The following is a 24,695-nucleotide window of genomic DNA, read 5'->3' as shown; positions in this document are numbered from 1 at the left end:
CACGAAGCTCAGCGGGGAAGCTCCACCCCGAGCACGTCCGTCAGGAATAGATAGGGCCTGCCGTCGTCGCGCAGCCTGACGACGCCACCCCAGGCGGAGAACGGCTGCTTGGTGCAGAGGAAGGTCCGCTGCTCGTCCGGCAAGCTCGAAAACTCCACGGGCAAGGAGGGGCCAGGCCCACTGTCTCGAAGGCTGCCGCTCGTGGAGCCCGCCCCCGGCTTGCAGTCGTCAACGGACATCTGTCCCATGACGCTCACTTGAGCGTCTCGGTATGTGTTGGGATGCAAGGCGACATAGCTCGCATCTGGCGATGAAAACCTGACCGGGCGCGCATTCACATCGCAGCGCCGCGTCTCCCGGAGGTAGCGCAACTCGGCCTTGAGGCTGATCTGCGTGCAGTTGACCCCGTCGTCGTGCAGTCGGCACGCAGCTTGGTCTCTGCCCCAGGCGCTCCGAATCGCCTTGAGCTCCAACCGTTGAGGATCATTGCAGCCAAGCGACTCTGAGGCTGCCATGACCTGGGCCACCAGTCGCCGCACTGCTGGAGATTGGCATGCGGGGGCGACCCACCCATTCGTCTGCACCTCGCAAGTGAAGTCAGCAAGCGCATGCAGCGCTGGGAACGCCAAGGCGGCGCCAACAACAACAAGCTGTCGAAAACGTGGCGCTCTATGCCGGTCTTGTTTCATGCGGTACGGCCTCCCTGCGAATGTCCTCCCCGGTGCCGCCGGCAGTATGCGCGGGCCGTGCAAGGCACACCAGGGCAGCCCAACACCCTGGGGCTGATCCCGTCGTCCAAACGCGCGGCGCAGCGGCACACTGCGCCGATGCAAGACCTGCTGCTCGCCCTCGACCTCGGCACCCAGTCCGTCCGCGCGCTGCTGTTTGCGCCGGACGGCCGCCTGGTAGCCCGCCGTCAGCAGCTGCTCACTGACTACCAGCGCGCCGAGCCCGGCTGGATGACGCACGACGGCGAGGCCTTCTGGCAGGCCAGCGCCGCCTGCATCCGTGCACTGTGGGCTGGCCCTGATGCGCAAGACCCGTCCCGCGTGGCGGGCCTGGCGGTGACGACGCAACGCGGCTCCATGCTGCCGGTGGATGCGCAAGGCGCGCCGTTGGCGCCGGCCATCATCTGGCCCGACGAGCGCCTGGCCACGCGGCTGCCGCCCGTCTCGCTGGCCTGGCACACGGCCTTCAGGGTGATTGGCATGCGGCACACGCTGGCCCGCTTCCAGCGCGCGGCCGAGCTGAACTGGTGGGCCGAGCACCAGCCCGAGATGCACGCGCGGGCGCACAAGTTCCTGCTGCTGTCGGGCCTGCTGCACCAGCGGCTCACAGGCCGCTTTGTGGACAGCGTGGGCGCCCAGGTGGCCTACCTGCCCTTTGACTACAAGCGCCACACCTGGTGCCGCGCGTGGGACTGGCCCTGGCAGGCGCTGAGCGTGCGGCCCGATCAGCTACCGGACCTCATCCCCGTGGGCCAGCCGATGGGCGGCCTCACGCCCGCTTCGGCGCTGGCCACCGGCTTGCCGCAGGGCCTGCCCGTGATCGCCTCGGCCGCCGACAAGGCCTGCGAGGTGCTGGGCGCCGGGGCGCTGCAGCCGCACATCGGCGCGCTGAGCTATGGCACCACGGCCACGCTCAACATCACCTCGCCGCGCTATCTGGAGTCGCAACGCTTCGTGCCCGCCTACCCGGCGGCGCTGCCTGGTGGCTTCAGCGTGGAGGAGCAGATCTCGCGCGGCTATTGGCTGGTCAGCTGGTTCCGTGACCAGTTCGGCCACCCGGAAGTTGCGGCGGCCGAGTCGCTCGGCATCGCGCCGGAGCGCCTGTTCGATGAGCTCATCACGCAGGTCCCGCCGGGCTGCGAGGGCCTCACCCTGCTGCCCACCTGGAGCCCGGGCGTCTGCATCCCCGGCCCCGAGGCGCGCGGCGCCATCGTCGGCTTCGGGCCGCAGCACACCCGCGCCCACCTCTACCGCGCCATCCTCGAAGGCCTGGCCTATGCACTGCGCGAGGGACGGGGCCGCATCGAGCGCGCCAGCGGTGTGCCGCTGACCGAACTGCGCGCGAGCGGCGGCGGTGCGCAGAGTGACGGCGCACTGCAGCTGACGGCCGACATCTTCCGCTTGCGCGTGGGCCGGCCCCACACGCACGAGACCTCAGGCCTCGGCGCCGCCATCAACCTGGCCGTGGGCTTGGGGCTGCACGCCAACACCCCCGAGGCCGTGGCCGCGATGACGCGCGTGCAGCGCTGGTTTGAGCCGCAAGCGGAGGCGGCCGACCACTACGACCGCCTGTTTGCCGACGTGTACCGGCCGCTCTACGGCCGGCTGCGCCCGGTGCTGCGGGCGCTGAAGCGCCTGGATACCGCGCCGCGCTGAGCTCACGCCCCCCGCAACCACAGCCGCTGAAAGCGCGGCGAGCGGCAGGACAGCCGGCCATTCATCAGCGCCAGTCCATCGCGCTCGGCCAGGGTCGGCTGCGCGGGCGTGGCCAGCAGGGAGCGGCCGAGGCCGAGCTGGTGGGCAGCGGGCTGCCAGCTCAGGCCGATGGCCTCGGCCAGGGTGGGCAGCACGTCCACGTGGGTGAACTCGCGGTGCTGGTCGATCATGGGCAGGGGCTGGCCGTTGGCGTCGTAGCGCGCGAGGGCATGGAAGACGCTGCGGCCGTCGAAGTCGGGCGCCAGGTCGGCGTCACCGAGCAGGGGCTCGGGGTTGAGGTGGTCACCCATCACCCAGACGACCTTGGGGCGGCCATTGCGCTCGGCCACGAAGCGGCGGACGAGGCTGTCCACGGCCTTGTCGGCACAGCGCAGCGCGCTGCGCATCACGTCTTCGGGCGGCACGTCGTCGCGGCGCAAGGTGCAGCCGGGGTCGAGCGTGCCCATGGGGCCGTGGGTGTCCACGGTGAGCAGCAGCGAGAGGCGCGGCGCATTGCGCGGGCGCGGGCGCTGCATGTCGGCCCAGGCCAGCTCGACGAGGCCGGCGTCGAGCACGCCCCAGCCCTCGACCTCGACGCCGGGCGCGATACGGCGCCACTCTTCACGGCCAAAGCGGCGGGCGACCGAGTGGTCCTTGAGGAACTGGCCCTTGCCGGCGAACTTGAGCGAGGCGCCGCCGTAGAAGCTGACGTCCCAGCCCAGGCCGGCCATCACGTCGGTCAGGCAGCGGCCACCGGGGAAGAAGCGGGTGCTGTACTCCAGCGTGTTGCGGCTCATCAGGCCCACGGGCTGCAGCGGCAGGCCGCACAGCGCGGTGAAGATGCCGCCCATGGTCCAGCTGGCACCGCTGAGGTTGCGCAGGCTGCCGAGGGTCTGCAGGTCGTCACGCAGCTGGGTGAGGTGGGGCAGCAGCGGGGCATCGGGGTGGCTGGGGTGCACGTACTCTTCGTCGAGCGACTCGACAAACACCACCAGCACATCGGGCAACTGCGCGGGCGCCTGCGCGGGCCGCTGCCAGTGCTGCTCGGCGGGGTCCACGTAGTAGGTGGCCAGGTAGTCGGCGCCTTCGGGGTCGGGCTCGCAGGGGTCGTGCACGGTGGCCTGTACCGAGACCACGGCACCCAGGCTCAAGGCAGCCCAAACAGCCCACATGGCCACGCGCGGCAGGTGTACGCAACGCCGCACGGCGCACAGGCTCAGCCCGGTCAACACCAGCACGGCCATCAGGCAGCGAAAGCCGCGCCACAGCATGCGCGGGTCGGCGTAGTCGAGCCCGCCGTTTTGCAAATGAAAGAGCACCTGGTCCCAGGTGACCGGGCCGAGGTAGGTGCGCAGGAACCAGGTCGCCCCCACCACCGTCCACAACACCAGCAGGCCCACGCCCGCCAGCCCCCACTTCCAGCGCGCCGCAGGGCCGCCTGTCGCTCGATCTCGCCACATGGGGCGCGACTGTGGCCAGCGCGGGTTGCTGCGAGCGCCTCCGGATGTAGAGAAGTGTTGGCGGGAGGAAAAGCTAGTTGTTCGTGGGGGGCGTGGACGCGGCCGCCCTCAGCCAGCGTTGCGCCCCCAGCGTCACCGCCCAGCAGATCCAGCCGGTCCACAGCGTGTGGCTGGGGTAGTGGGCGCCGCGCAGCATCTGGCCCACGCCGTACACCGCCCCCAGCCCCACCACGGCCACGAGCCAGGCGCGCGCGGCCCGGGGGTAGGCGCGGGCCAGGGCCCAGCCGCCGGCCAGGTAGGCAAACGCGGCGCTGGCGTGGCCCGAGGGGAAACAGTGGCCCGGCCCGCCGTCACGCACACCCAGGCGCCAGTGCGACACGTACTCGGCCATGCCGCCAAAGGCCTGCAAATCCCAGGGGCAGCTGCTGAGGCTGGCGCGCTTGAGCAGGGAGATGCAGGCCAGGGCGACGAGCGTCACCACCAACCACCAGCGCCGCTCGCGGCGCGACAGCAGGGGCAGCACGCGGGGCGAGACATTGGCCGCCACGATCAGCACCATGGCCGCATAGGACACCAGGCGCCCGCCCTCGTGGATCAGCTGCTTGGTGACCCAGGCCTCGCGCAGCGCAAAGCCGCTGGCGTCGCCCACCTGGCGCATCACGGCCAGGTCCAGGCCCAGCGCGTCCCAGGCGAGCAGCAGGAGCAGGCAAACGGCCAGCGCGATCAGCGCGCGGCGGGTGGGCAGGGGGTCGTGCATCGCGTCGGGCATGGAGGGGCATTGTCTACACTGCCCCGATGTCTTCTGCCGTCCCCGCCAGCCCTTTTGATTCCGCCCGCGCCATCCAGATGGGGCGCCAAGCCCTGACCGTGGAATCGCGGGCCCTGGCCGAGCTGGCGCCGCGTCTGGGCGAGGTGTTTGCCGCCGCCGTGGCGCGCATCCTGGCCTGCCAGGGCCGGGTGGCGGTGATGGGCATTGGCAAGAGCGGCCATGTAGGCCGCAAGATCGCCGCCACGCTGGCCTCCACCGGCACGCCGGCCCTCTTCGTGCACCCGGCCGAGGCCAGCCATGGCGACCTGGGCATGGTCACGCCGGGCGACATCGTGCTGGCCCTGTCCAACTCGGGCGAGAGCGAGGAGCTCAACGCCCTGCTGCCCGCGCTCAAACGCCTGGGCGTGCCCCTCTTTGCGATGACGGGCCGCGCCCAGTCCACCCTGGCCTCGCATGCCGACCTGGTGCTCGACAGCGCCGTGGCCGAGGAGGCCTGCCCGCTGCAGCTGGCCCCCACCGCCAGCACCGCCGCGCAAATGGCCCTGGGCGATGCGCTGGCCGTGGCCCTGCTGGATGCGCGCGGCTTCAAGGCCGAGGACTTTGCGCTCTCCCACCCCGGCGGGGCGCTGGGGCGCAAGCTGCTCTCGCACGTGCGTGACCTGATGCGCGAGGGCGAGGCCCTGCCTCGGGTGTCCCCGGGCACCTCATTCACCGACCTGATGCGCGAGATGTCGGCCAAGGCCCTGGGCATGGCCGTGGTGGTGGACGGTGAAGACCGCGTGCAAGGCATCTTCACCGACGGCGACCTGCGCCGCCTCGTCGAGAGCGGCCGCGACCTGCGCGCCCTCACCGCCGCCGAGGTGGCCACGCCACGCCCCCGCACCGTGCTGGCCGACGCCCTGGCCGTGGATGCGGCCGACCTGATGGAAGCCGCACGCATCACCGTCGTGCTGGTGGTGGACGCCGAGCGGCACCTGTTGGGCGCGGTCAGCTTCAACGACCTGATGCGTGCGAAGGTGATCTGATGGCTGCGCTGACCTTCCCCCCCGAGCTGCTGATCCAGGCCCAAGGCCAGGGCCTGGGCTTGAAGGCCGTGATCTTTGATGTGGACGGCGTGCTGACCGATGGCCGCATCTACATCGACGACGGCGGCGAGCGCTTCAAGGCCTTCTCGACGCTGGACGGCCATGGCCTCAAGTCGCTGCGCAGCTGCGGCATCGAGCCCATCGTGATCACCGGCCGCGACAGCCCCGCCGTGCGCCGCCGCATCGCCGACCTGGACCTGGCCCACGCCGCCTATGGCGCGCGTGACAAGCTGGCCCTGGCCGAGCCCCTGCTGGCCCGCCTGGGCCTGAGCTGGGGCGAGGTGGGCGCCATGGGCGACGACTGGCCCGACCTGCCGCTGATGCGCCGTGCCGCCCTGGCCGTGGCCCCGCCCGGCGCCCACCCCGAGGTGCTGGCCGTGGCCCACCACGTGACGCGCGCGGCCGCCGGGCATGGCGCGGCCCGCGAGTGCTGCGACCTGGTGCTGATGGCCGCCGGCCGCTACACCGCGCTGCTGGACGGCCACCTCGACACCCTGGACGGCGGCCGCCCCACCCCATGACCGCCCGGCCCCTGCCCTGGCTGTGGCGGCTGCAGGCCATGCTGGCCGACTCGCTGCCCCTGCTGCTGATGGCCGTGCTGGCCGGCGGCAGCTGGTGGCTGGTCAAGAACACGCCCAGCTTTGATGCCCCCAGCCAGGCCACCACGCTGCGCCATGTGCCCGACTATGTGATGACGGGCTTCGAGATCCGCCGCATCACGCCCGACGGCACGCTGCAGGTGCTGGTCTCGGGCCGCGAGCTGCGCCACTACCCGGACGACGACACCGTCGAGATCGATGACGCCCGCGTGCACGCCGTGGCGCCCGACGGCGCCCGCGCACTGGCCACCGCCCGCCTGGCCCGCAGCAATGCCGATGGCAGCCACCTGCAGCTCGAAGGCGACGTGCGCCTGCGCCGCTTTGCCCCCCAGGCGCCGGAGGACGGCCCCGTCCAGCTCGATGTGCACAGCCCCTTCCTGGAAGTGCTGTCCAACGCCGAGCTGATGCGCACGAGCCGCCCCGTCACCATCGAGCAGGACGGCCTGCGCATCCAGGCCCAGGGCTTTGAGTACCGCCACCTCAGCGGCCAGTGGCGCTTCTTCGGCCGCAGCGAGGCCGTGGTGGCCCCCACCACACGGAAGCGGTGAGGCGCATGTCTGAGCTGGTCTTCATCACCGGCGCCTCCAGCGGCATTGGCCAGGCCCTGGCGCTGCGCTACTACCAGGACGGCGCCCGCCTGGCCCTGGTGGCGCGGCGCACCGACGAGCTGGCCCGCTGGGCTGCTGAGCAGCAGCTGGCGCCCGATCGCTTTGCCATCTACGGCGCCGACGTGGCTGACCTGGAGGCCATGGCCCGCATCGGCCGCGAGTGCATCGCCGCGCAAGGCGTACCGGATGTGGTGATCGCCAATGCCGGCATCAGCGTCGGCATGGACACGGCCGTCTTTGACGACCTGGCGGTGATGCGCCGCACCTTCGAGACCAACAACCTCGGCCTGGCCGCGACCTTCCACCCTTTCGTCGCCGCCATGAACGCACGCGGCCACGGCACCCTGGTGGGCATCGCCAGCGTCGCCTCCATCCGCGGCCTGCCCGGGCACGGTGCCTACTGCGCCAGCAAATCCGCCGTGGTGGCCTACTGCGAGAGCCTGCGTGGCGAGTGCCGACCCTTTGGCGTGCGCGTGGTGACGCTGCTGCCGGGGTACATCGACACGCCGCTGACGCGCAGCAACCGCTACAGCATGCCCTTCCTGATGACGCCCGGGGCCTTTGCCGACCAAGCCGTGCGCGCCATCCGCGCCCAGGTCAGCTACCGCGTGATCCCCTGGCAGATGGGCGTGGTGGCCAAGCTGCTGCGCCTGCTGCCGAACTGGCTCTACGACAAGCTGCTCGCCGGCCGGCCGCGCAAGCAGCGGGCCGGCGGGTAGGCGGCGTCAGCGCCGGCGGCGGCGCAGCGTCAGGCCCAGGGACGCCACCGCCATCAGGGCAAGGCTGGTGGGTTCGGGCAGGTGGCCATCAGGGGCCGGGTCGGCCGCAGCCACCACGCTCCAGACGCCGCCGTTCATTTGGTTGTAGCCCCCTTCGCTACCGGCGTAGCAGTAAGGCTCGCCATGCAGACCGAAGCCCTGGCAGCGGACGTAGTCGTTGTAGTCGACCCGCTCCTGCAGGTAGGTCCCGCTGTAGTCGACGTAGAGCGAGGCATGGGCCGAGCTTGGCAGGCCGGGCACCGTGATGGGCGCAGAGCCGATGTAGAACCGGCTCTCCAGGATCTCGCCCTGACTGCCCGTGCGCAGGAACAGAGAGAAGTAGTTGGCGGCGCTCTGACTGTCCACCCGCGTGAAGTCCCGCCCGCCGTCATAGGACCAGGCGCTGAGCTGCCCGGTGACATTGACGGGGTTGTACTGCGAGCCCAGATTGGCGGCGAGCGGCGCCGCCACCGTGAAGTCCAGTGAGGCCGCGCGCACGGGGTTGGCGAAGGTCTGGAAGTTGTGGCCCGAGTTGTCGATCCAGTAGGCCCAGGGGCTGGCCTCGTAGTGATAGGTGACCGGCGCCGCCCAGGCGGAGGCGGACAAGCTGGTGGTGATGGCGCAGGCCAGGCCCAGCGCGGCGCGTTGAAGGGTGTGAAGCAGGGTCATGGTGTTGGCTCTCGGAGGCGGGGGCGGCGTCCGTGCAGAGCACGGGCCACCATGGGGGGTGACTTTGGTATCCGCGCGATCGGCGGGCGAAACAGCTCAGCCCCTGCCCCCTCGGCTCGGGGGGAGGGCGTGGCAGCGCCTCAGCGTCTGAGTCCGCGCCTGCGTCTGCGGCTCGCAGGCCACACCAAGCGGCATGACCATTGGCAAGGGCACACCCTGGCGCTTAGAGTGCGCGCCTGAGATGGCGGTGGCGCTCAGCCACCAAGGAGGTTGAGATGGCCAAGGTGATTCATCCCTGCTGACAGCGCTGCGTTGAGCCTCAACGCAGACTCGATGTCGCCCGCAGCACCCCGCTGACGGCGCGGCGCCTCACCCACCCGCCCGGGCTTGCGGCCCGGGTTGCTCGTCTCCCATCCATGTTGTCTTTCATCACCCGATGCGTCGGGGCGGTGGTGCTGTGTGCCTTCGGCACTCAGGCGTCTGCCACCACGAGCCCACGCCCTGTCTCTGACGCCCTGACCGCCTGGCGGCTACCCGCCAACGCGGCCGAGCCCGTGATCGACGGCCGCCTTGACGACGCCGTCTGGCGCGAGGCGCCTGTCTACGACCACTTCGTCCAGTTCCTGCCCGAGGACAAGCGCCCCGCGCAGTGGCGCACCACCGTGCAGGTGCTGCTCACGCGCGATGCCCTGGTCTTTGGCATCAAGGCCTTCGACCCCAACCCCGCGTTGATCCGCGCCCCGCTGGCACGGCGCGACCAGGTGCGGCGCGACCAGGACTTTGTCTCCGTGCTGATCGACGCCCTCGGCCAGCGGCGCACCGCGCAGTACGCACGCGTGAACGCGGCCGGTGTCATCGGTGACGGCCTCTTCACCGCCGAGGACGATGTCGAGGACCCGGCCCCCGACTTCGACCTGCAAGCCGCCGTGCAGCATCTGCCCGATGGCTACAGCGTCGAGCTGCGCTGGCCGCTGGCCGCGCTGCGCTATGCGGGCTCGGGCGCGCTGCCCTGGCGCGTGATGGTCACGCGCAGCATCCCGCGCGACAGCAGCGTGCTCAATGTCAGCAGCCCGCAGCTCAACAAGGACGCACTGAGCTTCATCGCCGAGATGCCCGTGCTTGAAGGCCTGGACAAGCTGGCTGAGGAGGTGCGCGGCCGCAGCTTCCTGAGCCTGCGCCCCGAGCTGACCCTGCGCAGCGTGCAGCGCCGCGACGAGACGGGCGCGACCTCGCGCGAGCGCCGCAGCCTGCTGGGCGCCGAGCTCAAGTGGCGCCCCAATGCCGACTGGGTGATCGACGCCACGCTCAACCCCGACTTCTCGCAGGTCGAGATCGATGCACCCCAGCTCAGCGGCAACACCCGCTTTGCGCTCAGCCTGCCGGAGAAGCGCCCCTTCTTCCTGGAAAGCGCCGAGCTGGTGGGCCAGACCTTGCCGGACGAGACCGGCGAGAACCGCACGCTACCGGCCTTCTACACCCGTGCCATCACCGACCCCGACGCCGGCCTGCGCGCCAGTTGGCGCGGCGAAGGGGCCGAGGCCACGCTGCTGAGCCTGCGCGATGCAGGCGGTGGCTTGGTGCTGCGCCCGGGCGCCTTTGGCACGGCCAGCCACGCGCAGCCGCGCCAGTCGCTAGCCAGCTTCGCGCGGGCCCGCCAGCAATGGGGCGACCTGGGGTTGGCAGGCCTGGCCTCGCTGCGCGACTGGCGGGACGGCCGGCGCACCGATGTGCTGGGCGGCGACTTCGTCTGGCGCGCCTCCGAGGCCTCGCTCTTGCGCGGCCACCTGCTGGCCTCGCGCACGACCCTGGGCTTTGACTCGCAGGGCCAGCCGCAGCGCATCGACGCGCAGACCGGTCATCGCGGCTGGCTGGGCTGGCGCTACAAGGACGCCGACTGGATTGCGCACGTGAACGCCGAGGAGGTCAGCCCGCGCTTTGCCAACGACAACGGCTTTGTCAGCCAGAGCGGCGTGCGGCGCGGCATGGCCTGGCTGATCCGGCGCCTGGGCGCTCACGAGGTGGCGGGCTTACCGATCTATGAGTCGGAAGCCCAGCTGCAAGTGCGCCAGACGCGCACCCTGGCCGACCCGCTGCTGGGCGTGCCGGCCGGCCTGGTGGTGGAGCAGCATGTGCAGCCCGGCTTCTGGTTCGCCACGGCGCGCAACACCGGCGTCTGGGGCCATCTCGGCATCGACCGCCAACGCGCCCACGCACAAGGCCGCCTGCACGACACGCCGCATCTGGCGATCGGGTTGGAGAGCATGCCGGGCGAGACCTGGAACTTCCTCAACGTCGATCTCACCGTCGGGCGCCTGCTCGACATCGAGGCCGACCGCGTGGGGCGCGGCGTGCAGGCGCAGACCGAGTCGAAGTGGCGACTGCCGCTGCCGGGAGGGCGCTGGCTGGAGTTCGAGCAGCGCCTGGCGCTGGTGATGGTGGCGAACGCGCAAGGCCAGCAGGCCCTGATCGACCGCAGCGCCCGCAGCCTCGTCGTGCTGCACCTCAGCCCGCGCGACCTGATCCGGCTGATCGCCCAGCAAGGCCGCTACCAACGCCGGGCCGAGCCAGGGCTAGCGGCGGCACAGTCGCGGGACACGCAGTTCACCGCGCTGCTGCAGCACCGCATCGGCCTGACGCGCGTGGTCAGCATCGGCTGGACGCAAGCGCGGCTCAGCCCCGGGCTGCAGCGCTCTCACGAGGTCTTTGTGAAGGCCGCACTGCTGCTCTGATCACGCGGCTCCAGCGGCGCTGGCCGGACTTGCAGGCCCGACACTCAGGCAAGAATTTCAGGCAAGAAAAAAGCGCCCCGAAGGGCGCTTCTTGCTTGGTGAAGCCGTGGGCTCAGTAGCCGCTCGAACGGCCACCGCCGCCGTAGCCGCCACCACCGCCACCGTAGCCACCGCCGCCGCCGGAGCGACCACCGCCGCCACCGCCGTAGCCGCCGCCGCCGGAGCGACCGCCACCGCCGTAGCCGCCACCGCCGCCACCGCCGTAACCACCGCCGCCGCCGCCGAAGCCGCCGGAACGGCCACCGCCGCCGCCGCCAAAGCCGCCACGGCCACCGCCGCCGCCGCCAAAGCCACCGGGACGCTCTTCACGAGGACGTGCCTCGTTGACGACCACGGCACGCCCTTCAAGGGTTTGGCCGTTCATGCCGTTGATGGCTGCTTGCGCTTCCGCGTCCGAGCCCATCTCGACAAAGCCGAAGCCCTTCGAGCGGCCGGTTTCGCGGTCCATCATCACCTTGGCCGAAGCCACATTGCCGAACTGCGCGAACGCCTGCTGCAGCGACTCATCACGCACGCTGTAGGCAAGGTTGCCCACATATAGCTTGTTTCCCATGGGGAAGCCCTTCTCTCTCGTCAAACTCGGAAAACCATGTCGAGCTTCAACCCATCGTGACCAATGTAGGTGCCGCTTGCTGACACAGGCCTCTTGATTATGGGCGCACGCCCCGAGCGCCCATGCCGCGCGTTTCGCCCCTTGTTGTTAATTGTTAACGCACAGAAACCCTGTCCCCAATCCTGTTCCGGCGGCTGCAGCAGCGAACCCGCGCGGGGTTAGCGCTAACGTCGAGTTACAGAGCCGGACACCCACGATGCCAGGCGGGTAAACCCTTGCCTCATCAGCGCCAGCACGGCCAAGACCCGCCGCCACGCCACCCTCACAATGCCGGCGAGGAGTCGTTGGATGGAGATCTTCAAGCCCCTGGTCACCTTGCTGGCCATCGTGAACCCGGTGGGCGTGGTGCCGTTCTTCATCCATTTCACGGCCAGCTTCAGCCCTGCCCAGCGGCGCCGGACGATTGGCGTCAGCGCCTTCACGGCCGGCGCCGTGATCGCGCTGAGCGCGCTCTGCGGGCTGCGCATCATCGAGTTCTTCGGTATCTCGCTGGCCAGCTTCCAGGTCGGGGGCGGCTGCCTGCTGCTGATCTCTTCACTGGCCATGCTCAACGCCCAGCCGGCCGAGGGGCGCAAGGAGGACGTGAGCGAGGGCACCAGCAAGGTGGACGCCGGCGCCAGCATCGCCGTGGTGCCGCTGGCCATCCCGCTGCTGACGGGCCCCGCCACGATCTCGACCATGGTCATCTACGCCGAGAAAACCCGCCAGTGGTGGGAGCTGGCGGTGCTGGTCGGCTACGGCGTCGTGGTGGGCGCCGTGACCTGGGTGGTGTTCATGGCCTCGGGCCGCATCGCCAAGGCGCTGGGCAGCACGGGCATCAACATCATGACCCGGCTGATGGGTCTGATCCTGGCGGCGGTGGCGGTCGAGCTGCTGGCGGACGGGCTGACTAAGCTCTTCCCCATCCTGGGCGCGCGCAACTTGGGCTGAACGCCTGCTATGGTCGCGCACCCATGGCGCAAGGCTTTCACACCATCATCGTTGGCGCCGGCTCAGCCGGCTGCCTGCTGGCCAACCGGCTGAGCCGCGACCCCAAGCGGCGCGTGCTGCTGATCGAGGCCGGGGGGCGGGACGACTACCACTGGGTGCACATCCCCGTGGGCTACCTGAAGTGCATCGGCAATCCGCGCACCGACTGGTGCTACGAGACCGAAGCCGAGCCGGGCCTGCAAGGGCGGAGGCTGCGCTACCCGCGTGGCAAGCTGCTGGGCGGCTCGTCCAGCATCAACGGCATGATCTACATGCGCGGCCAGGCGCGGGACTACGAGGCCTGGGCCGAGGCCACCGGCGACGAGACCTGGCGCTGGGCCTCGGTGCTGCGCGCCTTCAAACGGCACGAGGACCATTGGCGCCTGGACGCGGCCAAGAACGCACCCGAAGGCTTTGCCGACCTGCATGGTCATGGCGGCGAGTGGCGCGTCGAGCGCCAGCGGCTGCGCTGGGAGATCCTCGACGCCTTTGCCGAGGCCGCCAGCCAGGCCGGCATCCCGGCCACGCCGGACTTCAACGCGGGCGACAACTTTGGTGTCGGCTATTTCGAGGTCAACCAGCGCGGTGGCCTGCGCTGGAACACGGCCAAGGCCTTCCTGCGGCCGACCTGCTATGGGCGGCCCAACTTCGAGCTCTGGACCGGCGCCCAGGTCCAGCGCCTGCGCCTGATGCACGACGACAGCGGCCTGCGCTGCGCGGGCGCGGAGGTGCTGACGCCGCACGGCATGGAGCACCCCTGGCTGGAGCCGGGCGGCGAGCTGGTGCTGGCGGCCGGCGCCATTGGCACGCCGCAGATCCTGCAGCTCAGCGGCCTGGGGCCGGCCGAGCTGCTGCAGTCGCTCGGCATCAAGGTCGAGCGCGACATGCCGGGCGTGGGCGCTAATCTGCAAGACCATCTGCAGATCCGCTCGGTGTTCAAGGTGTCGGGCGCGCCCACGCTGAACACGCGCGCCGCGCACTGGTGGGGCAAGGCGGCCATCGGCCTGGAGTACCTGCTGCGCCGCACGGGGCCGATGAGCATGGCGCCCTCGCAGCTCGGAGCCTTTGCGCGCTCCAGCCCCGAGCAGCCCTGGGCCAACCTGCAGTACCACGTGCAGCCACTCTCGCTGGACGCCTTTGGCGAGCCGCTGCACCGCTTCAACGCCTTCACGGCCAGCGTCTGCAACCTCAACCCGACGAGCCGTGGCAGCGTGCGCCTGCGCTCGAACGACCCCGGCGCCGCGCCGCTGATCGCGCCCAATTACCTGAGCACCGAGGCCGACCGCCGGGTCGCCCTGGAGAGCCTGCGCCTCACGCGCCAGATCATGGCCCAGCCGGCCCTGGCGCGCTACCGGCCCGAGGAGTTCCGCCCCGGCGCGCAGTACCAGAGCGACGACGACCTGACGCGCCTGGCCGGCGAGATCGGCACCACCATCTTCCACCCGGTGGGCACCTGCAAGATGGGGCGCGATGACGACCCGCTCGCTGTCACCGACCCGCACCTGCACCTGCGCGGCGTGAGCGGCGTGCGCATTGCCGACGCCAGCGTCATGCCCACCATCACCAGCGGCAACACGGGCTCGCCCACCTTGATGATTGCCGAGAAGGCGGCGCGCTGGATGGCACGCGACTGATGGGGCTGGCAACACGGGGCAGCCTGCGCCCCTGGGTGATGGCGCCGGGTTCGCTGAGCCGGCGGCTGGCCGCATTGGGGCGGGGCTTTGAGGTGCAGCTGCTGCGCCAGGGCCTGGCCCGCCTACAGGCTGCCGAGCGTGCGGCCCTGGGCGCGCGCGGCCCGAGCCTGGTGCGCGAGGTGCTGCTGCATGTGGGCGGCGAGCCGGTGGTCTGGGCTCGCTCGGCCGTGCTGCTCCGCGCCACGCGGGGCCCCTGGAAGGCCCTCAAGGGCCTGGGCACCCGCCCGCTGGCCCACCTGCTCTACGGCGACCCGCGCATCCAGCGCAGTGCTTTGTGCCCGCAGCGGTTGCCACGTGTGGGCGCCACGCGACGCGGCCTTGCACGCAGCTGGCAACAAGCCGGCCAGGGGTTGCCGCCGGCGGGCCTGCAGTGGTCGCGCAGCTCGGTCTTCACGCGCGGTGGCGCGGCCCTGCGGGTGATGGAGGTCTTTGCGCCGGCGCTGGTGGGCCAGCCGCCCGGCGCGCGCCGCATCTCCGGGAAACCGCTCCCCCCGTTTTGGGTTCAAACCCTGCCAGGGCCACCTCGCGGCCCCGCCTAAACTGAAAGTCCTCAGGGGACAAGAGCCACCCGTGGAGACACCAAGTGGCCGCACATGCTCAGACCAGGCATGAACACCAGAGACGTCGTGATCTTTTCCGGCGAGCGCTTTGAGGTGCCCCCTTGCATCCAGCGCATCGACCACCTCTCCACCCACGGGTGGCAACTCCGCTACGGCGGCACCAAGCTGTACTCCGACCACAGCAATGACGGCAGCGGCGCCCGCCGCGCGCTGGCCCTGGCCGTGAAGGAGCTGCTCAAGCGCATCGCCACCTTGCCGGCGCCCTCGCGCCTGCGCCGCACGCCCAGCCGCCGCAAGCAGACCGACCTGCCCTCGGGCATCTCGGGCCCCGTGGTGCGCCAGCGCGCCGGCAGCCGCGTGCGCGACTGCAGCTTTGCCGTGACGCTCCCGCGCTTTGGCGACACCCCGCAGGCGCGCAGCGTCTACATTGGCACCGAGAACACCTACACCCCTGAGCGCTACCAGGAGGCGCTGCTGCAAGCCATCGCGCTGCGCGAGAAGGCCGAAGCTGCCTACCAACGTGCCGCGACCCGTGCCAAGCGGGCCGAGGCCCTGGCGCTCAAGGAGCAGTTCAAGTCCCTGTTGACGCTGGCGCGCTGAGGCGCCCGCGTCCATCACCCACCCCGGGCTGCGCAATGCGCTGGGCCCGGGCTTTTGCGTGGCCGGGTGCCGGGGCAACGAACGGACTCGCGCGCCGAGCTTGAGCGGGAGGGCCGATGCGGCTCGGGCGCCGGGCTTCGCTACGAGAATCCGCCCCGCCCATGCCCGTCACTGCCGTCCGCTCCGCTCTCCAAGTACTCTGGCACCAGCTGCGCCCCGCGCCCATGCAGGTGGACCTGCGCGAGCGCCTGCGCGCCAGCGCCGGGGCCGCACTCGGCATCTTGCTGGCCGGACTGGCCACCGCCGCTGCCGCGCGCGGCTGGCTGGGGCCGACGGCCGCCGCCTCGCCATGGCTGGTGGCGCCGCTGGGCGCCAGCGCGGTGCTGGTGTTCTGCGTGCCCGCCAGCCCGCTGGCCCAGCCCTGGGCGGTGGTGGGCGGCAACACGGTCTCGGCGCTTGCGGGCATTGCCACGCTGCACCTGCTGCACGGGCCGGTCTGGGCACTGGGCGCCGTGGCCGTGGGCAGTGCGATTGCGCTGATGTTCCTGCTGCGCTGCCTGCACCCGCCGGGCGGCGCGTCGGCGCTCTTGATGGTCTTGACGGGCACCACGGCCTGGGGCTTTGCCGCACTGCCCGTGGCCTTCAACTCGCTGCTGCTGGTGCTGGTGGGCACGGCCTACAACCGGCTCAGCGGTCGCCGCTATCCGCACGCCCAGGTCAGCCTGCCCGTGGCGGCGGGCGTCTCGGCAACGCCCCAGCGCTTTGGCGAGGCCGAGCTCGACGCCGTGCTGTCCCGCTACAACCAGGTGCTCGACGTGCCGCGCGACGACCTGGCCGAGCTGCTGCACGAGGCCGAGCTATTGGGCTACCGCAACCGCATGCATGTGCTGCGCTGCAGTGAGGTGATGACGCAGCCGGTGATCACCGTCGTCTACGGCACCTCGCTCGAAGAAGCCTGGGACCTGCTGCAACAGCACCAGATCAAGGCCCTGCCCGTGGTGGACCGGGTGCAGCGCATCGTCGGCATCGTCACGCGCTCGGACTTCTTGCGCGCGGCCGAGGCCGGCCTGCACCAAGGCCTGGCCAGCCGGCTGCAAAACCTGCTCAAGCCCAGCCACACCACGCACTCCGACAAGCCCGAGGTTGTGGGCCAGATCATGACGCGCCATGTGCGCGTGGCCAGCCACGACCGGCCCGTCAGCGAGGTGCTGCCCTACTTCGCCGCCAGCGGCCACCACCATTTGCCCATCGTCGGCGAGCAAGCCCGGCTCGTCGGCATCCTCACCCAGACCGACATCGTCAAGGCCCTGACCCATGAATCCTGATCAAGCTCACCCGTTCCGTTGGGGCGTCATCGGCCCCGGCAACATCGCCCGCCGCTTTGCCGGCGCCTTCAAGGGCGTGCCGGGCGCACAGCTGCACAGCATCTACGGCCGCAGCCCGGAGCGCGCGAAAGTTTTTGCGGCCGAGTTTGGTGGCCGCATCGACACCGACCTCGCGGCCTTCCTGGCCGACCCGCAGCTCGACGGCGTCTACATCGCCACCCCGCACGCCCAGCATGGCGAGTACGTTCGCGCCGCCCTGGAGGCCGGCAAGCCGGTGCTGTGCGAGAAGCCCCTGGTGCCCACGCTGGCTGAAGCCGAGCAACTGATCGCTCTCGCCCGCACACGCGGCGTCTTCCTGATGGAGGCGCTGTGGACGCGCTTCCTGCCCGCGTATGACGTGATGGCCGGCTGGCTGCGCGAGGGCCGGCTCGGCACCCTGCGCGGCATGCTGTCCAACTTCAGCTTCCCCAATGACATGAGCGACCTGGGCAGCCGGATGTGGAACCCGGACCTGGCCGGTGGCTCCCTGCTCGACATCGGCATCTACAACCTCGCGGTGACGCGCTGGGTGCTGGAGCAGGCCTACGGCGAGTGCCCGGCCCTTGAACACCTGCAGGCCGAAGGCCGCCTGGCGCCCACGGGCGTGGACGCCTCGGTCTCGGTCACCATGCGCTTCAAGGGCGGCTTCGTCTCGCAGTTCCGCTGTGGCTTCGACGCGGTCTCGGCCTGCAGCGCCGAGATCTTCGGCAGCAGCGCCGCGATCCGCATGCCGGACTGGTTCCACATGGCCGAGCGCGTCGAGCTGCTGCGCCGCAACGTCGAGCCCGAGCGCGTGCACGCGCCGCATCACGTCAATGGCTTCGAGGGCGAGATTGCCGAGGCACAAGCCTGCATCCGCGCCGGCCTGCTGGAGAGCCCCCGCATGCCGCACCGCGAGAGCCTCGCGCTGCTGGAATGCATGGACGAGATCCGGCGGCAAATCGGGGTGCGTTACCCCTTCGAGTGAGGCCGCTGCTTCAGCGCAACGCTAGGTCCACCACCGTACCCGCAAACACCGCGAACCCCAGCCAGTGGTTCTGGCGGAAGGCCTTGAAGCATTCCTCGCGGCGGCGGTTGCGGATCAACAGGTAGTGCCAGACGGCCTGCGCGGTGGCGGCGGCCATGCCGAGCATGAACCAGTGGCCCAGCCCCACGCGCACGCCCAGCAGGGTCCAGCTGAAGATGTAGACGCAGTAAAAGCCCATCACGCCGGCCACATCCCACTTGCCGAGGGTGATGGCCGAGGTCTTGATGCCGATGCGCAGGTCGTCCTCGCGGTCGACCATCGCGTACTCGGTGTCATAGGCCAGCACCCAGAAGAGGTTGGACACAAACAGGCCCCAGGCCACCGGCGGCAGCGCGGCCAGCAGGGTGGAGAGCTTCCAGTCCGAGCCGCCCAAAGCAGCGGTGAAGGCCATCGGGATGCCGAAGGAGAAGGCCACGCCCAGCACCGCCTGAGGCATGGCGAACACGCGCTTGGCAAAGGGGTAGGCCAGGGCCACACCCAGCGCGAAGAAGCTGAGCGCGATGGTGGGCGGGTTGGTGGTGAGCACCAGCAAAAAGGCCAGCAGCGCCAGCGCGGCGCCCACCAGCAGGGCCTCGCGCACGGGCAGCTCGCCACTGGTCACGGGCCGCTGCGCGGTGCGGCGCACATGGCGGTCGAACTCGCGGTCGGCCACGTCATTGGCACAGCAACCGGCCGAGCGCATGAGGATGGTGCCGAGCGTGAACACGGCCACCAGGTGCCAGCCAGGCCGGCCGTCCGACGCGATCCACAGCGCCGACAGCGTGGGCCAGAGCAGCAACAGCCAGCCGGCCGGGCGGTTCCAGCGGATCAGGTCGAGGTAGATGGCGAGCCGCGAGCGGGCCGCCGTTGCAGCAGGGCGCATGGGGGCATTGTCCTCTGGTCAGAATGCGGGGGATGCAAGCACTTCATCCCGTCCAAGCCGTCATCCAGACAAAGTGGCCCGCCCGGCACCCTGACCGCCTGCAGCTCTACTCGCTGGCCACCCCCAATGGCGTGAAGGTGTCCATTGCGCTGGAGGAGCTGGGCCTGCCCTATGAGGCGCACCGCGTCAGCTTCGACAGCAATGACCAGCTCAGCCCCGAGTTCCTGGCGCTGAACCCGAACAACAAGATCCCGGCCATCATTGACCCGCACGGGCCCGGCGGCCAGCCGCTGCCGCTGTTCGAGTCGGGCGCCATCCTCTGGTACCTGGCCGAGAAGACCGGCCGCCTGCTGCCGGCGGACCCCGCACGGCGGCTTGAGACCCTGCAGTGGCTGATGTTCCAGATGGGCGGCGTGGGGCCGATGTTTGGGCAGGTGGGGTTCTTCCACAAGTTTGCGGGCCGCGAGTACGAGGACAAGCGCCCGCGCGACCGCTATGTGGCCGAGTCGCGCCGTTTGCTGGCCGTGCTCGACAAGCACCTCGCGGGCAAGGCCTGGATGATGGGCGACGACTACACCGTGGCCGACATCGCCACCTTCCCGTGGGTGCGCAACCTCGTGGGCTTTTACGGCGCGGGCGAGCTGGTGGGGTTTGCGGACTTCAGCCACGTGCAGCGCGTGCTGGAGGCCTTCCTGGCACGGCCCGCCGTGCAGCGCGGGCTCACGATCCCGGCGTGAGCTGATCGCCGGGTGCGGCGCGACAGTCAGCGCCCAGCGGCGCGCCGCCTTCACGCATCACCACGCCCTCGGGCCCGACGCAAAACTCCAGCCGCTGAGCCTGCGGCCAGCGCGCCAGCGCAAAGGCTTCTAGCCGGTCGGGCAGGCTGGTCTGCACGCGGCGCTCGGCAATGGCCTCGGGCGGGTGGTCGTCGAAGTGCAGATGGGGCACAAAGGAGCCCGCCAGCCAGACCCAGGCGGACTCGACCTGCACCGGCTCGGGCGCATAGCCGGCCTCGCGCAGCCAGGCCTGGGCGGCGGCTCGGTCGCGCGCGCCGTTGAAGCTGGCGGCCAGCAACTCGGCCACCCACTGGTTGCAGTTTTGGTAGCGGGTGCTGAAGGCATAGGCATTGGCGCTGTAGCGGCTCTCCAGCAGTTGCAGCGCAAGATCTCGATCAAGCGTCGCGCGGGCCAGGGGCTCGGCCGCTTCGGGCGGCAGCAGCAGCACGCTGACAAAAGCGGTTTGCACGTCGTCCGCACCCAGCACAAAGCCCGCGAGGCCTTGGTCAAAGAGCCGGCCCTCGCTGGCCTCGCAGGCATAGAAGAGTTGGCGCACGGCCCAGGGGCTGCCCAGGCCCTCGCGCAGCGCGATGCCGGCGTGCGAGTAGCGCAGGCCGAGGCGGGAGAGGTCGGTGCCGGTGCGGGACACCAGCGCGGCAGCGGCTGGGCTTTGCGCCAATCGCGCCTTGATGGCAGCGGCGAGTTGCAGCAGGCGGTCCTGCTCGGCCGGGCTGCTGCGCGGTGGCGCGTCGCAGGTGCGCAGCACGCCAGCTTGGGCGCTGAGTGCGACTGTGGCCAGCAGCGCAGCGACGAACCAGCGCTTCACAAAGGCTTGGCCGCCAGCTCCTGGTGCCAGGTGTCGTCGAGGGCGAGGAAGAAGGCCTGGCGGTTGTCGGCGTACGCGAACTCGATGCCATAGGGCTTGGCCGTGGCCTGCACGGCGTCACCCACCACGAGCGTGCGCTGCGCCAGTGCTGCGGTGGGCAGGGTCAGGGCAAAAGCCTCACCGCCCTCGGCTGCGGGTGTGAGCTTGAGCGTCAGGCGCCCGTCACCGGCCTCGGCCACGTCGGTCACGCGGTAGCGGCCTTGCGCGCGTTGGCCGCCACCATCAGAGCTGTGGCTGATGCTGTGCAGCGAGGTGGACAGGCTGCCGAGCGAGGCCGAGGCGGCGCTGGAGGCCGACGAGGCCAGGGACTCGGCCTGCGCCGCGCAGGCAAGGCTGAGGCTGCAGAGAACGAGAGCAAGACGGCGCATGGCGGGGCTCCGAAAAAGTGAAGGTCAGGCGCTGCTTAGCGCGGCAGCGTGCGGGGTGGTTGACGCGCAGGGCTCACAGGCGCTGCGCAAAGCCGATGCGGTTGCCGTCGGGGTCCTGCACGGCAAAGTCCACCACGCCCCAAGGCCGGGTTTCGAGGGGGCGGGTCATGGTGGTGCCGGCCTCCTGGCATTGCGCGTAGTAGGGCTCGATGCCGGTCATGTGCACGTAGATCGTGCCATGGCCCGGGGTCTCACCGGGCTCAGCCAGGTGCAGGTGCAGCTCGATGCCGTCGCGCATCACGCCAGCGCGCACAGCCGGGCTGCCCCATTGCCAGTGCACGATGAAACCGAGCTGGTCACGGTAGAAGTGCAGCGCGCGGTTCAGGTCGCTCACCGTGAAGACCGGGAAAGCATTGAGCAGGTAGGGGGCCATCGGTCACACCTCCAGGGTCAGAACTCCACCACCGCGCGGATGGACTCGCCGCGGCGCATCAGCTCGAAGCCTTCGTTGATGCGCTCGAGCGGCAGCTTGTGGGTGATGAGCTCGTCGATCTGGATCTTGCCGTCCATGTACCAGTCAACGATCTTCGGCACATCGGTGCGCCCGCGCGCGCCGCCAAAGGCACTGCCTTCCCACTTGCGGCCGGTGACGAGCTGGAAAGGCCGCGTGCTGATCTCGGCGCCCGCCGGGGCCACGCCGATGATGATGCTGCGCCCCCAGCCCTTGTGCGTGCACTCCAGCGCCTGGCGCATCAGCTGCACATTGCCCACGCACTCGAAGGAGTAGTCGGCGCCGCCGTCGGTCATCTGGACGATGTGGTCCACCACATTGCCCACGTCCTTGGGGTTGATGAAGTCGGTCATGCCGAAGCGGCGCGCCATGGCCTCGCGGGCGGGGTTGATGTCCACGCCGATGATCTTGCCCGCGCCCACCATCTTGGCGCCCTGGATGACGTTGAGCCCGATGCCGCCCAGGCCGAACACCACCACCGTGGCGCCGGCCTCGACCTTGGCCGTGAACAGCACCGCGCCGATGCCGGTGGTGACGCCGCAGCCGATGTAGCAGACCTTGTCGAAGGGCGCGTCGGGCCGGATCTTGGCCAGCGCAATGCCGGGCACCACGATGTGGTTGGCAAAGGTGCTGGTGCCCATGTAGTGGAAGAGCGGCTCGCCGTTCAACTTGAAGCGCGAGGTGCCGTCGGGCATCAAGCCCTTGCCCTGCGTGGCGCGGATGGCCTGGCAGAGGTTGGTCTTGCGGCTGAGGCAGAACTTGCACTGCCGGCACTCGGGCGTGTAGAGCGGGATGACGTGGTCGCCCTTGGCGAGCCAGGGCACCTTGCTCTCCAGCACCACACCCGCGCCCTCGTGGCCGAGGATGGCGGGGAAGAGGCCCTCGGGGTCGGCGCCCGAGAGCGTGTACTCGTCGGTGTGGCAGATGCCGGTGGCCTTGACCTCGACGAGCACCTCGCCGTCGCGCGGGCCCTCCAGATCCACGGTTTCGATGGTCAGCGGAGCGCCGGCCTTCCAGGCCACGGCTGCACGGGTTTGGATGCTCATCGGATCAAGCTTTCAGTTTTTGGGTTGGAAGGCGGCGTCGCCAAACTGCCAGAGGAAGAAGCTCCACACGGCGGCCGTCTCATCGAGGCGCTGGGCCACGCTGGAGCCCATGCCGTGGCCGGCCTCGAAGTCCACGCGCAGCAGCACGGGGCGGCTGCGATAGCTCTCGGGGTTGGCGGCCTGCAGGCGGGCGGCAAACTTGGCCGGCAGCCAGGCCTCGACACGCGGGTCGTTGGCGCCGGTGGTGACGATCACGGCCGGGTAGGCCTTGCCGTCCTGCACGCGGTGGTAGGGGCTGATGGCGTGCATGGCCTTGAAGTGGGCCGGGTTGGTCACGGTGCCGAACTCATGCACATTGGGCGGGCCATTGGGCGTGGTCTCCATGCGCAGCATGTCCGAGAGGCCCACCGCGCTTTGCGCCGCGGCCAGCAGGTCGGGCCGCTGGGTGATGGTGCCACCGATGGTGATGCCGCCCGCGCTGCCGCCGGTGCCGGCCAAGGTCTTGGGGCTGGTGATCTTCTGTGCAATCAAATACTCGGCGCAGGCGATGAAGTCAGCCACCGTGTTCTGCTTGTTCAGGATGTGGGCGCCCTGGTGCCACTCCTCGCCCAGCTCGCCGCCGCCGCGCACATGGCAGGTGGCCGTCACGCCACCACGCTCCAACCACGCCAGCCGCGTCGCGCTGAACTCGGGCTCCCGGGTGATGCCATAGGCGCCATAGGCGGTGAGGATGGTGGGGCGCTGGCCATCAGCCACCATGTCCTTGCGCGACACGATGGACAGCGGCACCAGCACGCCGTCGTGGCTCTTGACCATCACGCGCTGGGACTTGAAGGGCGTGGTGTCGAGGGCCAGCGGCTTTTGCACGGAGACCGTCTCCGTCTTGCCGCTGCGCACATCGACCACCACGCTTTGCGCCGGCTGTGTCCAGCCCGACATCAGCAGCAAGACCTTGCCACCCTTGAGCGGCTCGATCTCACGCAGCGTGCCCTCAAAGGGCAGGGGCACGCTGCTGGCCTTGCCGTCCTTGGCGCCCACGCGCCAGAGCTTGCTCACGCCGGCATCCAGCGCCTTCACGTAGACGGCGTCGTCACCCACGGTCAGGGTCTGCAGCACGCTGTCGCCCACAGTCAGGGTCTGCAGCACGGTCTTGAAGCGGGACTTGGGGTCGCGCAGGTCGAGGCGCAGCAGCTCGCGGCGCGAGGCGGTCTTTTGGCTGATCGCATAGACGGCATCGCCCACCAGGGCGGCGCGGATCACGCGGTCAGCCGGGCTGACGATGCGGCGCCAGGCGGTGGCGGCGCCCTTGATGCCATTGCGGGGCGCGACCCAGAACGAGCGGTCCACCGCGTCACCGTGCAGCATCTGCGCGAGCACGAAGTGCGAGGAGCTGGCGGTGTGCAGATAGGGCAGGTCCTCGATCGCGAGCTTGAGTTTGGGGCTGACCTCCCAGCCGAACTGCGCCGTGTCCTGGGCGGCGTCCTGCCCCAGCTTGTGCAGGTAGACGGCGCTCTTGTTGTAGCGCTCGCCCTCGGGGTGGCGGTTGTAATAAAAGCCCGAGGCATCGGGCAGCCAGCCCACGCCGTACTGGTTGAGGCCGGTGTGGCTGATGGCCTCGGACAGCAGCTTGCCGGTGCTCACGTCCAGCACGCGCAGCACGCTGTTCTCGCTGCCGCCCTTGGACAGGCCCAGGGCCACCAGCTTGCCGCCGGGCGCGACGCCCATCCAGTCGATGGCGTGCTTGCCGGGCTCGCCGGGGATGGCGTTGGGGTCGAGCAAGGCGCGCTCGCTGCCAGCCAGGCCCTGGCGCAGCCACAGCACCGGCTGGTTCTTGCCGGGCTGGCGCTTCATGTAGAACAGCTGGTCGCCTTCGACGGTGTAGTCGCCGGTGCTCTCGCCCGCGTCGACCAGCTCGGCCAGCCGGGCTCGCAAGGCAGCGCGGCCGGGCAGGCGGGCCAGGGTGTCGGCCGCATAGCTGGCCTGGGTCTTGAGCCAGTCCTGGAAGGCGGGGGACTTCATGTCCTCCATCCAGCGGTAGGCGTCCACCACCGGGGTGCCGTGATAGACGTCGGTGACGGGCTTTTGAGGGGTGGCCGGGTAGGGTGCCAGATTAGGCGCCGGGGTGCCGTTGGATTGGGCAATTGCCGCCAGCGGCAGCAGGGCCAGCAGGCCGAGAGAGATGAACTTCATGGGTGATACGCCTTGTGGGCAGGGGTGACACGGTCGGCGGGTTTGCCGAGCGCAGGAATTTACCCCCGG

24 protein-coding genes are annotated in these 24,695 nt (G+C 70.2%); 13 read left to right on the top strand and 11 right to left on the bottom strand.

The features are described 5' to 3' along the window. Positions 1 to 8: 8 nt before the first annotated feature. Positions 9 to 515 (bottom strand): hypothetical protein, encoded by a 507-nt coding sequence (locus tag ABDJ85_RS04085; RefSeq protein WP_347703457.1) that lies wholly within the window; start codon positions 513 to 515, stop codon positions 9 to 11. Between the two features lie 231 nt (positions 516 to 746). Between ABDJ85_RS04085 and ABDJ85_RS04080 the strand changes: the two genes are divergently transcribed. Beyond that, positions 747 to 2,384, top strand: coding sequence for an FGGY-family carbohydrate kinase (locus ABDJ85_RS04080; RefSeq protein ID WP_347703456.1), 1,638 nt, complete (start codon positions 747 to 749; stop codon positions 2,382 to 2,384). A gap of 2 nt (positions 2,385 to 2,386) precedes the next feature. Here the strand turns inward: ABDJ85_RS04080 and ABDJ85_RS04075 are convergent, their stop codons facing one another. Together ABDJ85_RS04075 and ABDJ85_RS04070 are read right to left on the bottom strand one after the other, a co-directional pair. Then, a complete protein-coding gene (locus ABDJ85_RS04075) occupies positions 2,387 to 3,883 on the bottom strand; it encodes a sulfatase-like hydrolase/transferase (RefSeq protein WP_347703455.1) in 1,497 nt (498 codons plus the stop codon). Positions 3,884 to 3,956: 73 nt separating this feature from the next. Continuing rightward, a complete protein-coding gene (locus tag ABDJ85_RS04070; RefSeq protein ID WP_347703454.1) occupies positions 3,957 to 4,652 on the bottom strand; it encodes a phosphatase PAP2 family protein in 696 nt (231 codons plus the stop codon). Between the two features lie 26 nt (positions 4,653 to 4,678). On the opposite strand from ABDJ85_RS04070, the gene ABDJ85_RS04065 reads away from it, so the two are divergent. The 4 genes from ABDJ85_RS04065 to ABDJ85_RS04050 are packed head-to-tail and all read left to right on the top strand — an operon-like array spanning position 4,679 to position 7,663. Continuing rightward, the gene (locus ABDJ85_RS04065; protein WP_347703453.1) at positions 4,679 to 5,677 is read left to right on the top strand and encodes a KpsF/GutQ family sugar-phosphate isomerase; all 999 of its coding nucleotides are present in this window, start codon (positions 4,679 to 4,681) and stop codon (positions 5,675 to 5,677) included. Then, complete coding sequence (locus ABDJ85_RS04060) at positions 5,677 to 6,258, top strand: KdsC family phosphatase (RefSeq protein WP_347703452.1); 582 nt, start codon at positions 5,677 to 5,679, stop codon at positions 6,256 to 6,258. Before ABDJ85_RS04065 ends, ABDJ85_RS04060 begins: the two co-directional genes overlap by 1 nt. Next, positions 6,255 to 6,884 carry an LPS export ABC transporter periplasmic protein LptC gene (lptC, locus tag ABDJ85_RS04055; protein WP_347703451.1) on the top strand — a complete coding sequence of 210 codons (630 nt, stop codon included), beginning with the start codon at positions 6,255 to 6,257 and terminating at the stop codon, positions 6,882 to 6,884. The genes ABDJ85_RS04060 and lptC overlap by 4 nt, the downstream gene beginning before the upstream one ends. A 5-nt stretch (positions 6,885 to 6,889) precedes the next feature. Beyond that, positions 6,890 to 7,663: an SDR family oxidoreductase gene (locus ABDJ85_RS04050; protein ID WP_347703450.1), complete on the top strand. Its 774-nt coding sequence runs from the start codon at positions 6,890 to 6,892 to the stop codon at positions 7,661 to 7,663. A 6-nt stretch (positions 7,664 to 7,669) separates the two neighbouring features. Here ABDJ85_RS04050 and ABDJ85_RS04045 read toward each other — a convergent pair whose 3' ends face one another. Further along, positions 7,670 to 8,371, bottom strand: a complete 702-nt coding sequence (locus ABDJ85_RS04045; RefSeq protein ID WP_347703449.1) for a PEP-CTERM sorting domain-containing protein — start codon at positions 8,369 to 8,371, stop codon at positions 7,670 to 7,672. A gap of 416 nt (positions 8,372 to 8,787) precedes the next feature. Here ABDJ85_RS04045 and ABDJ85_RS04040 point away from each other — a divergent pair, with 416 nt between their 5' ends. Further along, on the top strand, positions 8,788 to 11,100 hold the full coding sequence (locus ABDJ85_RS04040) for a DUF5916 domain-containing protein (protein WP_347703448.1): 2,313 nt from the start codon (positions 8,788 to 8,790) through the stop codon (positions 11,098 to 11,100). A 112-nt stretch (positions 11,101 to 11,212) separates the two neighbouring features. Here ABDJ85_RS04040 and rbp read toward each other — a convergent pair whose 3' ends face one another. Further along, positions 11,213 to 11,713, bottom strand: a complete 501-nt coding sequence (gene rbp, locus ABDJ85_RS04035) for an RNA-binding regulator (RefSeq protein ID WP_347703447.1) — start codon at positions 11,711 to 11,713, stop codon at positions 11,213 to 11,215. A 348-nt stretch (positions 11,714 to 12,061) separates the two neighbouring features. Here rbp and ABDJ85_RS04030 point away from each other — a divergent pair, with 348 nt between their 5' ends. From ABDJ85_RS04030 to ABDJ85_RS04005, 6 genes are all read left to right on the top strand, one after another. Continuing rightward, on the top strand, positions 12,062 to 12,703 hold the full coding sequence (locus ABDJ85_RS04030; RefSeq protein ID WP_347703446.1) for a MarC family protein: 642 nt from the start codon (positions 12,062 to 12,064) through the stop codon (positions 12,701 to 12,703). A 23-nt stretch (positions 12,704 to 12,726) separates the two neighbouring features. Beyond that, on the top strand, positions 12,727 to 14,376 hold the full coding sequence (locus ABDJ85_RS04025) for a GMC family oxidoreductase (protein ID WP_347703445.1): 1,650 nt from the start codon (positions 12,727 to 12,729) through the stop codon (positions 14,374 to 14,376). After that, positions 14,376 to 14,975 (top strand): chorismate--pyruvate lyase family protein, encoded by a 600-nt coding sequence (locus tag ABDJ85_RS04020; protein WP_347703444.1) that lies wholly within the window; start codon positions 14,376 to 14,378, stop codon positions 14,973 to 14,975. The genes ABDJ85_RS04025 and ABDJ85_RS04020 overlap by 1 nt, the downstream gene beginning before the upstream one ends. A 69-nt stretch (positions 14,976 to 15,044) precedes the next feature. Continuing rightward, the gene (locus ABDJ85_RS04015) at positions 15,045 to 15,596 is read left to right on the top strand and encodes a hypothetical protein (RefSeq protein ID WP_347703443.1); all 552 of its coding nucleotides are present in this window, start codon (positions 15,045 to 15,047) and stop codon (positions 15,594 to 15,596) included. A gap of 161 nt (positions 15,597 to 15,757) precedes the next feature. After that, positions 15,758 to 16,921: an HPP family protein gene (locus tag ABDJ85_RS04010; protein ID WP_347703442.1), complete on the top strand. Its 1,164-nt coding sequence runs from the start codon at positions 15,758 to 15,760 to the stop codon at positions 16,919 to 16,921. Further along, positions 16,911 to 17,927: a Gfo/Idh/MocA family protein gene (locus ABDJ85_RS04005; protein ID WP_347703441.1), complete on the top strand. Its 1,017-nt coding sequence runs from the start codon at positions 16,911 to 16,913 to the stop codon at positions 17,925 to 17,927. The genes ABDJ85_RS04010 and ABDJ85_RS04005 overlap by 11 nt, the downstream gene beginning before the upstream one ends. Positions 17,928 to 17,937: 10 nt before the next feature. Here the strand turns inward: ABDJ85_RS04005 and ubiA are convergent, their stop codons facing one another. Next, positions 17,938 to 18,849, bottom strand: coding sequence for a 4-hydroxybenzoate octaprenyltransferase (gene ubiA, locus ABDJ85_RS04000; RefSeq protein ID WP_347703440.1), 912 nt, complete (start codon positions 18,847 to 18,849; stop codon positions 17,938 to 17,940). 32 nt (positions 18,850 to 18,881) lie between these two features. Here ubiA and ABDJ85_RS03995 point away from each other — a divergent pair, with 32 nt between their 5' ends. Then, positions 18,882 to 19,586: a glutathione S-transferase N-terminal domain-containing protein gene (locus ABDJ85_RS03995; protein WP_347703439.1), complete on the top strand. Its 705-nt coding sequence runs from the start codon at positions 18,882 to 18,884 to the stop codon at positions 19,584 to 19,586. Here the strand turns inward: ABDJ85_RS03995 and ABDJ85_RS03990 are convergent. The 5 genes from ABDJ85_RS03990 to ABDJ85_RS03970 form a co-directional block, all read right to left on the bottom strand. Next, positions 19,570 to 20,451 (bottom strand): DUF2145 domain-containing protein, encoded by an 882-nt coding sequence (locus ABDJ85_RS03990; RefSeq protein ID WP_347703438.1) that lies wholly within the window; start codon positions 20,449 to 20,451, stop codon positions 19,570 to 19,572. The two genes, ABDJ85_RS03995 and ABDJ85_RS03990, sit on opposite strands and share 17 nt — an antisense overlap. Then, positions 20,448 to 20,879 carry a hypothetical protein gene (locus tag ABDJ85_RS03985; RefSeq protein ID WP_347703437.1) on the bottom strand — a complete coding sequence of 144 codons (432 nt, stop codon included), beginning with the start codon at positions 20,877 to 20,879 and terminating at the stop codon, positions 20,448 to 20,450. The genes ABDJ85_RS03990 and ABDJ85_RS03985 overlap by 4 nt, the downstream gene beginning before the upstream one ends. A 73-nt stretch (positions 20,880 to 20,952) precedes the next feature. Next, on the bottom strand, positions 20,953 to 21,312 hold the full coding sequence (locus ABDJ85_RS03980) for a glyoxalase superfamily protein (RefSeq protein WP_347703436.1): 360 nt from the start codon (positions 21,310 to 21,312) through the stop codon (positions 20,953 to 20,955). Between the two features lie 17 nt (positions 21,313 to 21,329). After that, positions 21,330 to 22,430 carry an S-(hydroxymethyl)glutathione dehydrogenase/class III alcohol dehydrogenase gene (locus ABDJ85_RS03975; protein WP_347703825.1) on the bottom strand — a complete coding sequence of 367 codons (1,101 nt, stop codon included), beginning with the start codon at positions 22,428 to 22,430 and terminating at the stop codon, positions 21,330 to 21,332. Between the two features lie 18 nt (positions 22,431 to 22,448). Further along, positions 22,449 to 24,626 carry a prolyl oligopeptidase family serine peptidase gene (locus ABDJ85_RS03970; RefSeq protein ID WP_347703435.1) on the bottom strand — a complete coding sequence of 726 codons (2,178 nt, stop codon included), beginning with the start codon at positions 24,624 to 24,626 and terminating at the stop codon, positions 22,449 to 22,451. Between the last annotated feature and the right edge of the window lie 69 nt (positions 24,627 to 24,695).

Origin of the sequence: Roseateles paludis, assembly GCF_039872745.1 — a bacterium.
In the GTDB taxonomy this organism is placed as follows: domain Bacteria; phylum Pseudomonadota; class Gammaproteobacteria; order Burkholderiales; family Burkholderiaceae_C; genus Pelomonas; species Pelomonas paludis.
Note: the sequence above shows the minus strand (reverse complement) of the source record. Positions and strands in the feature narration are given on the sequence as shown.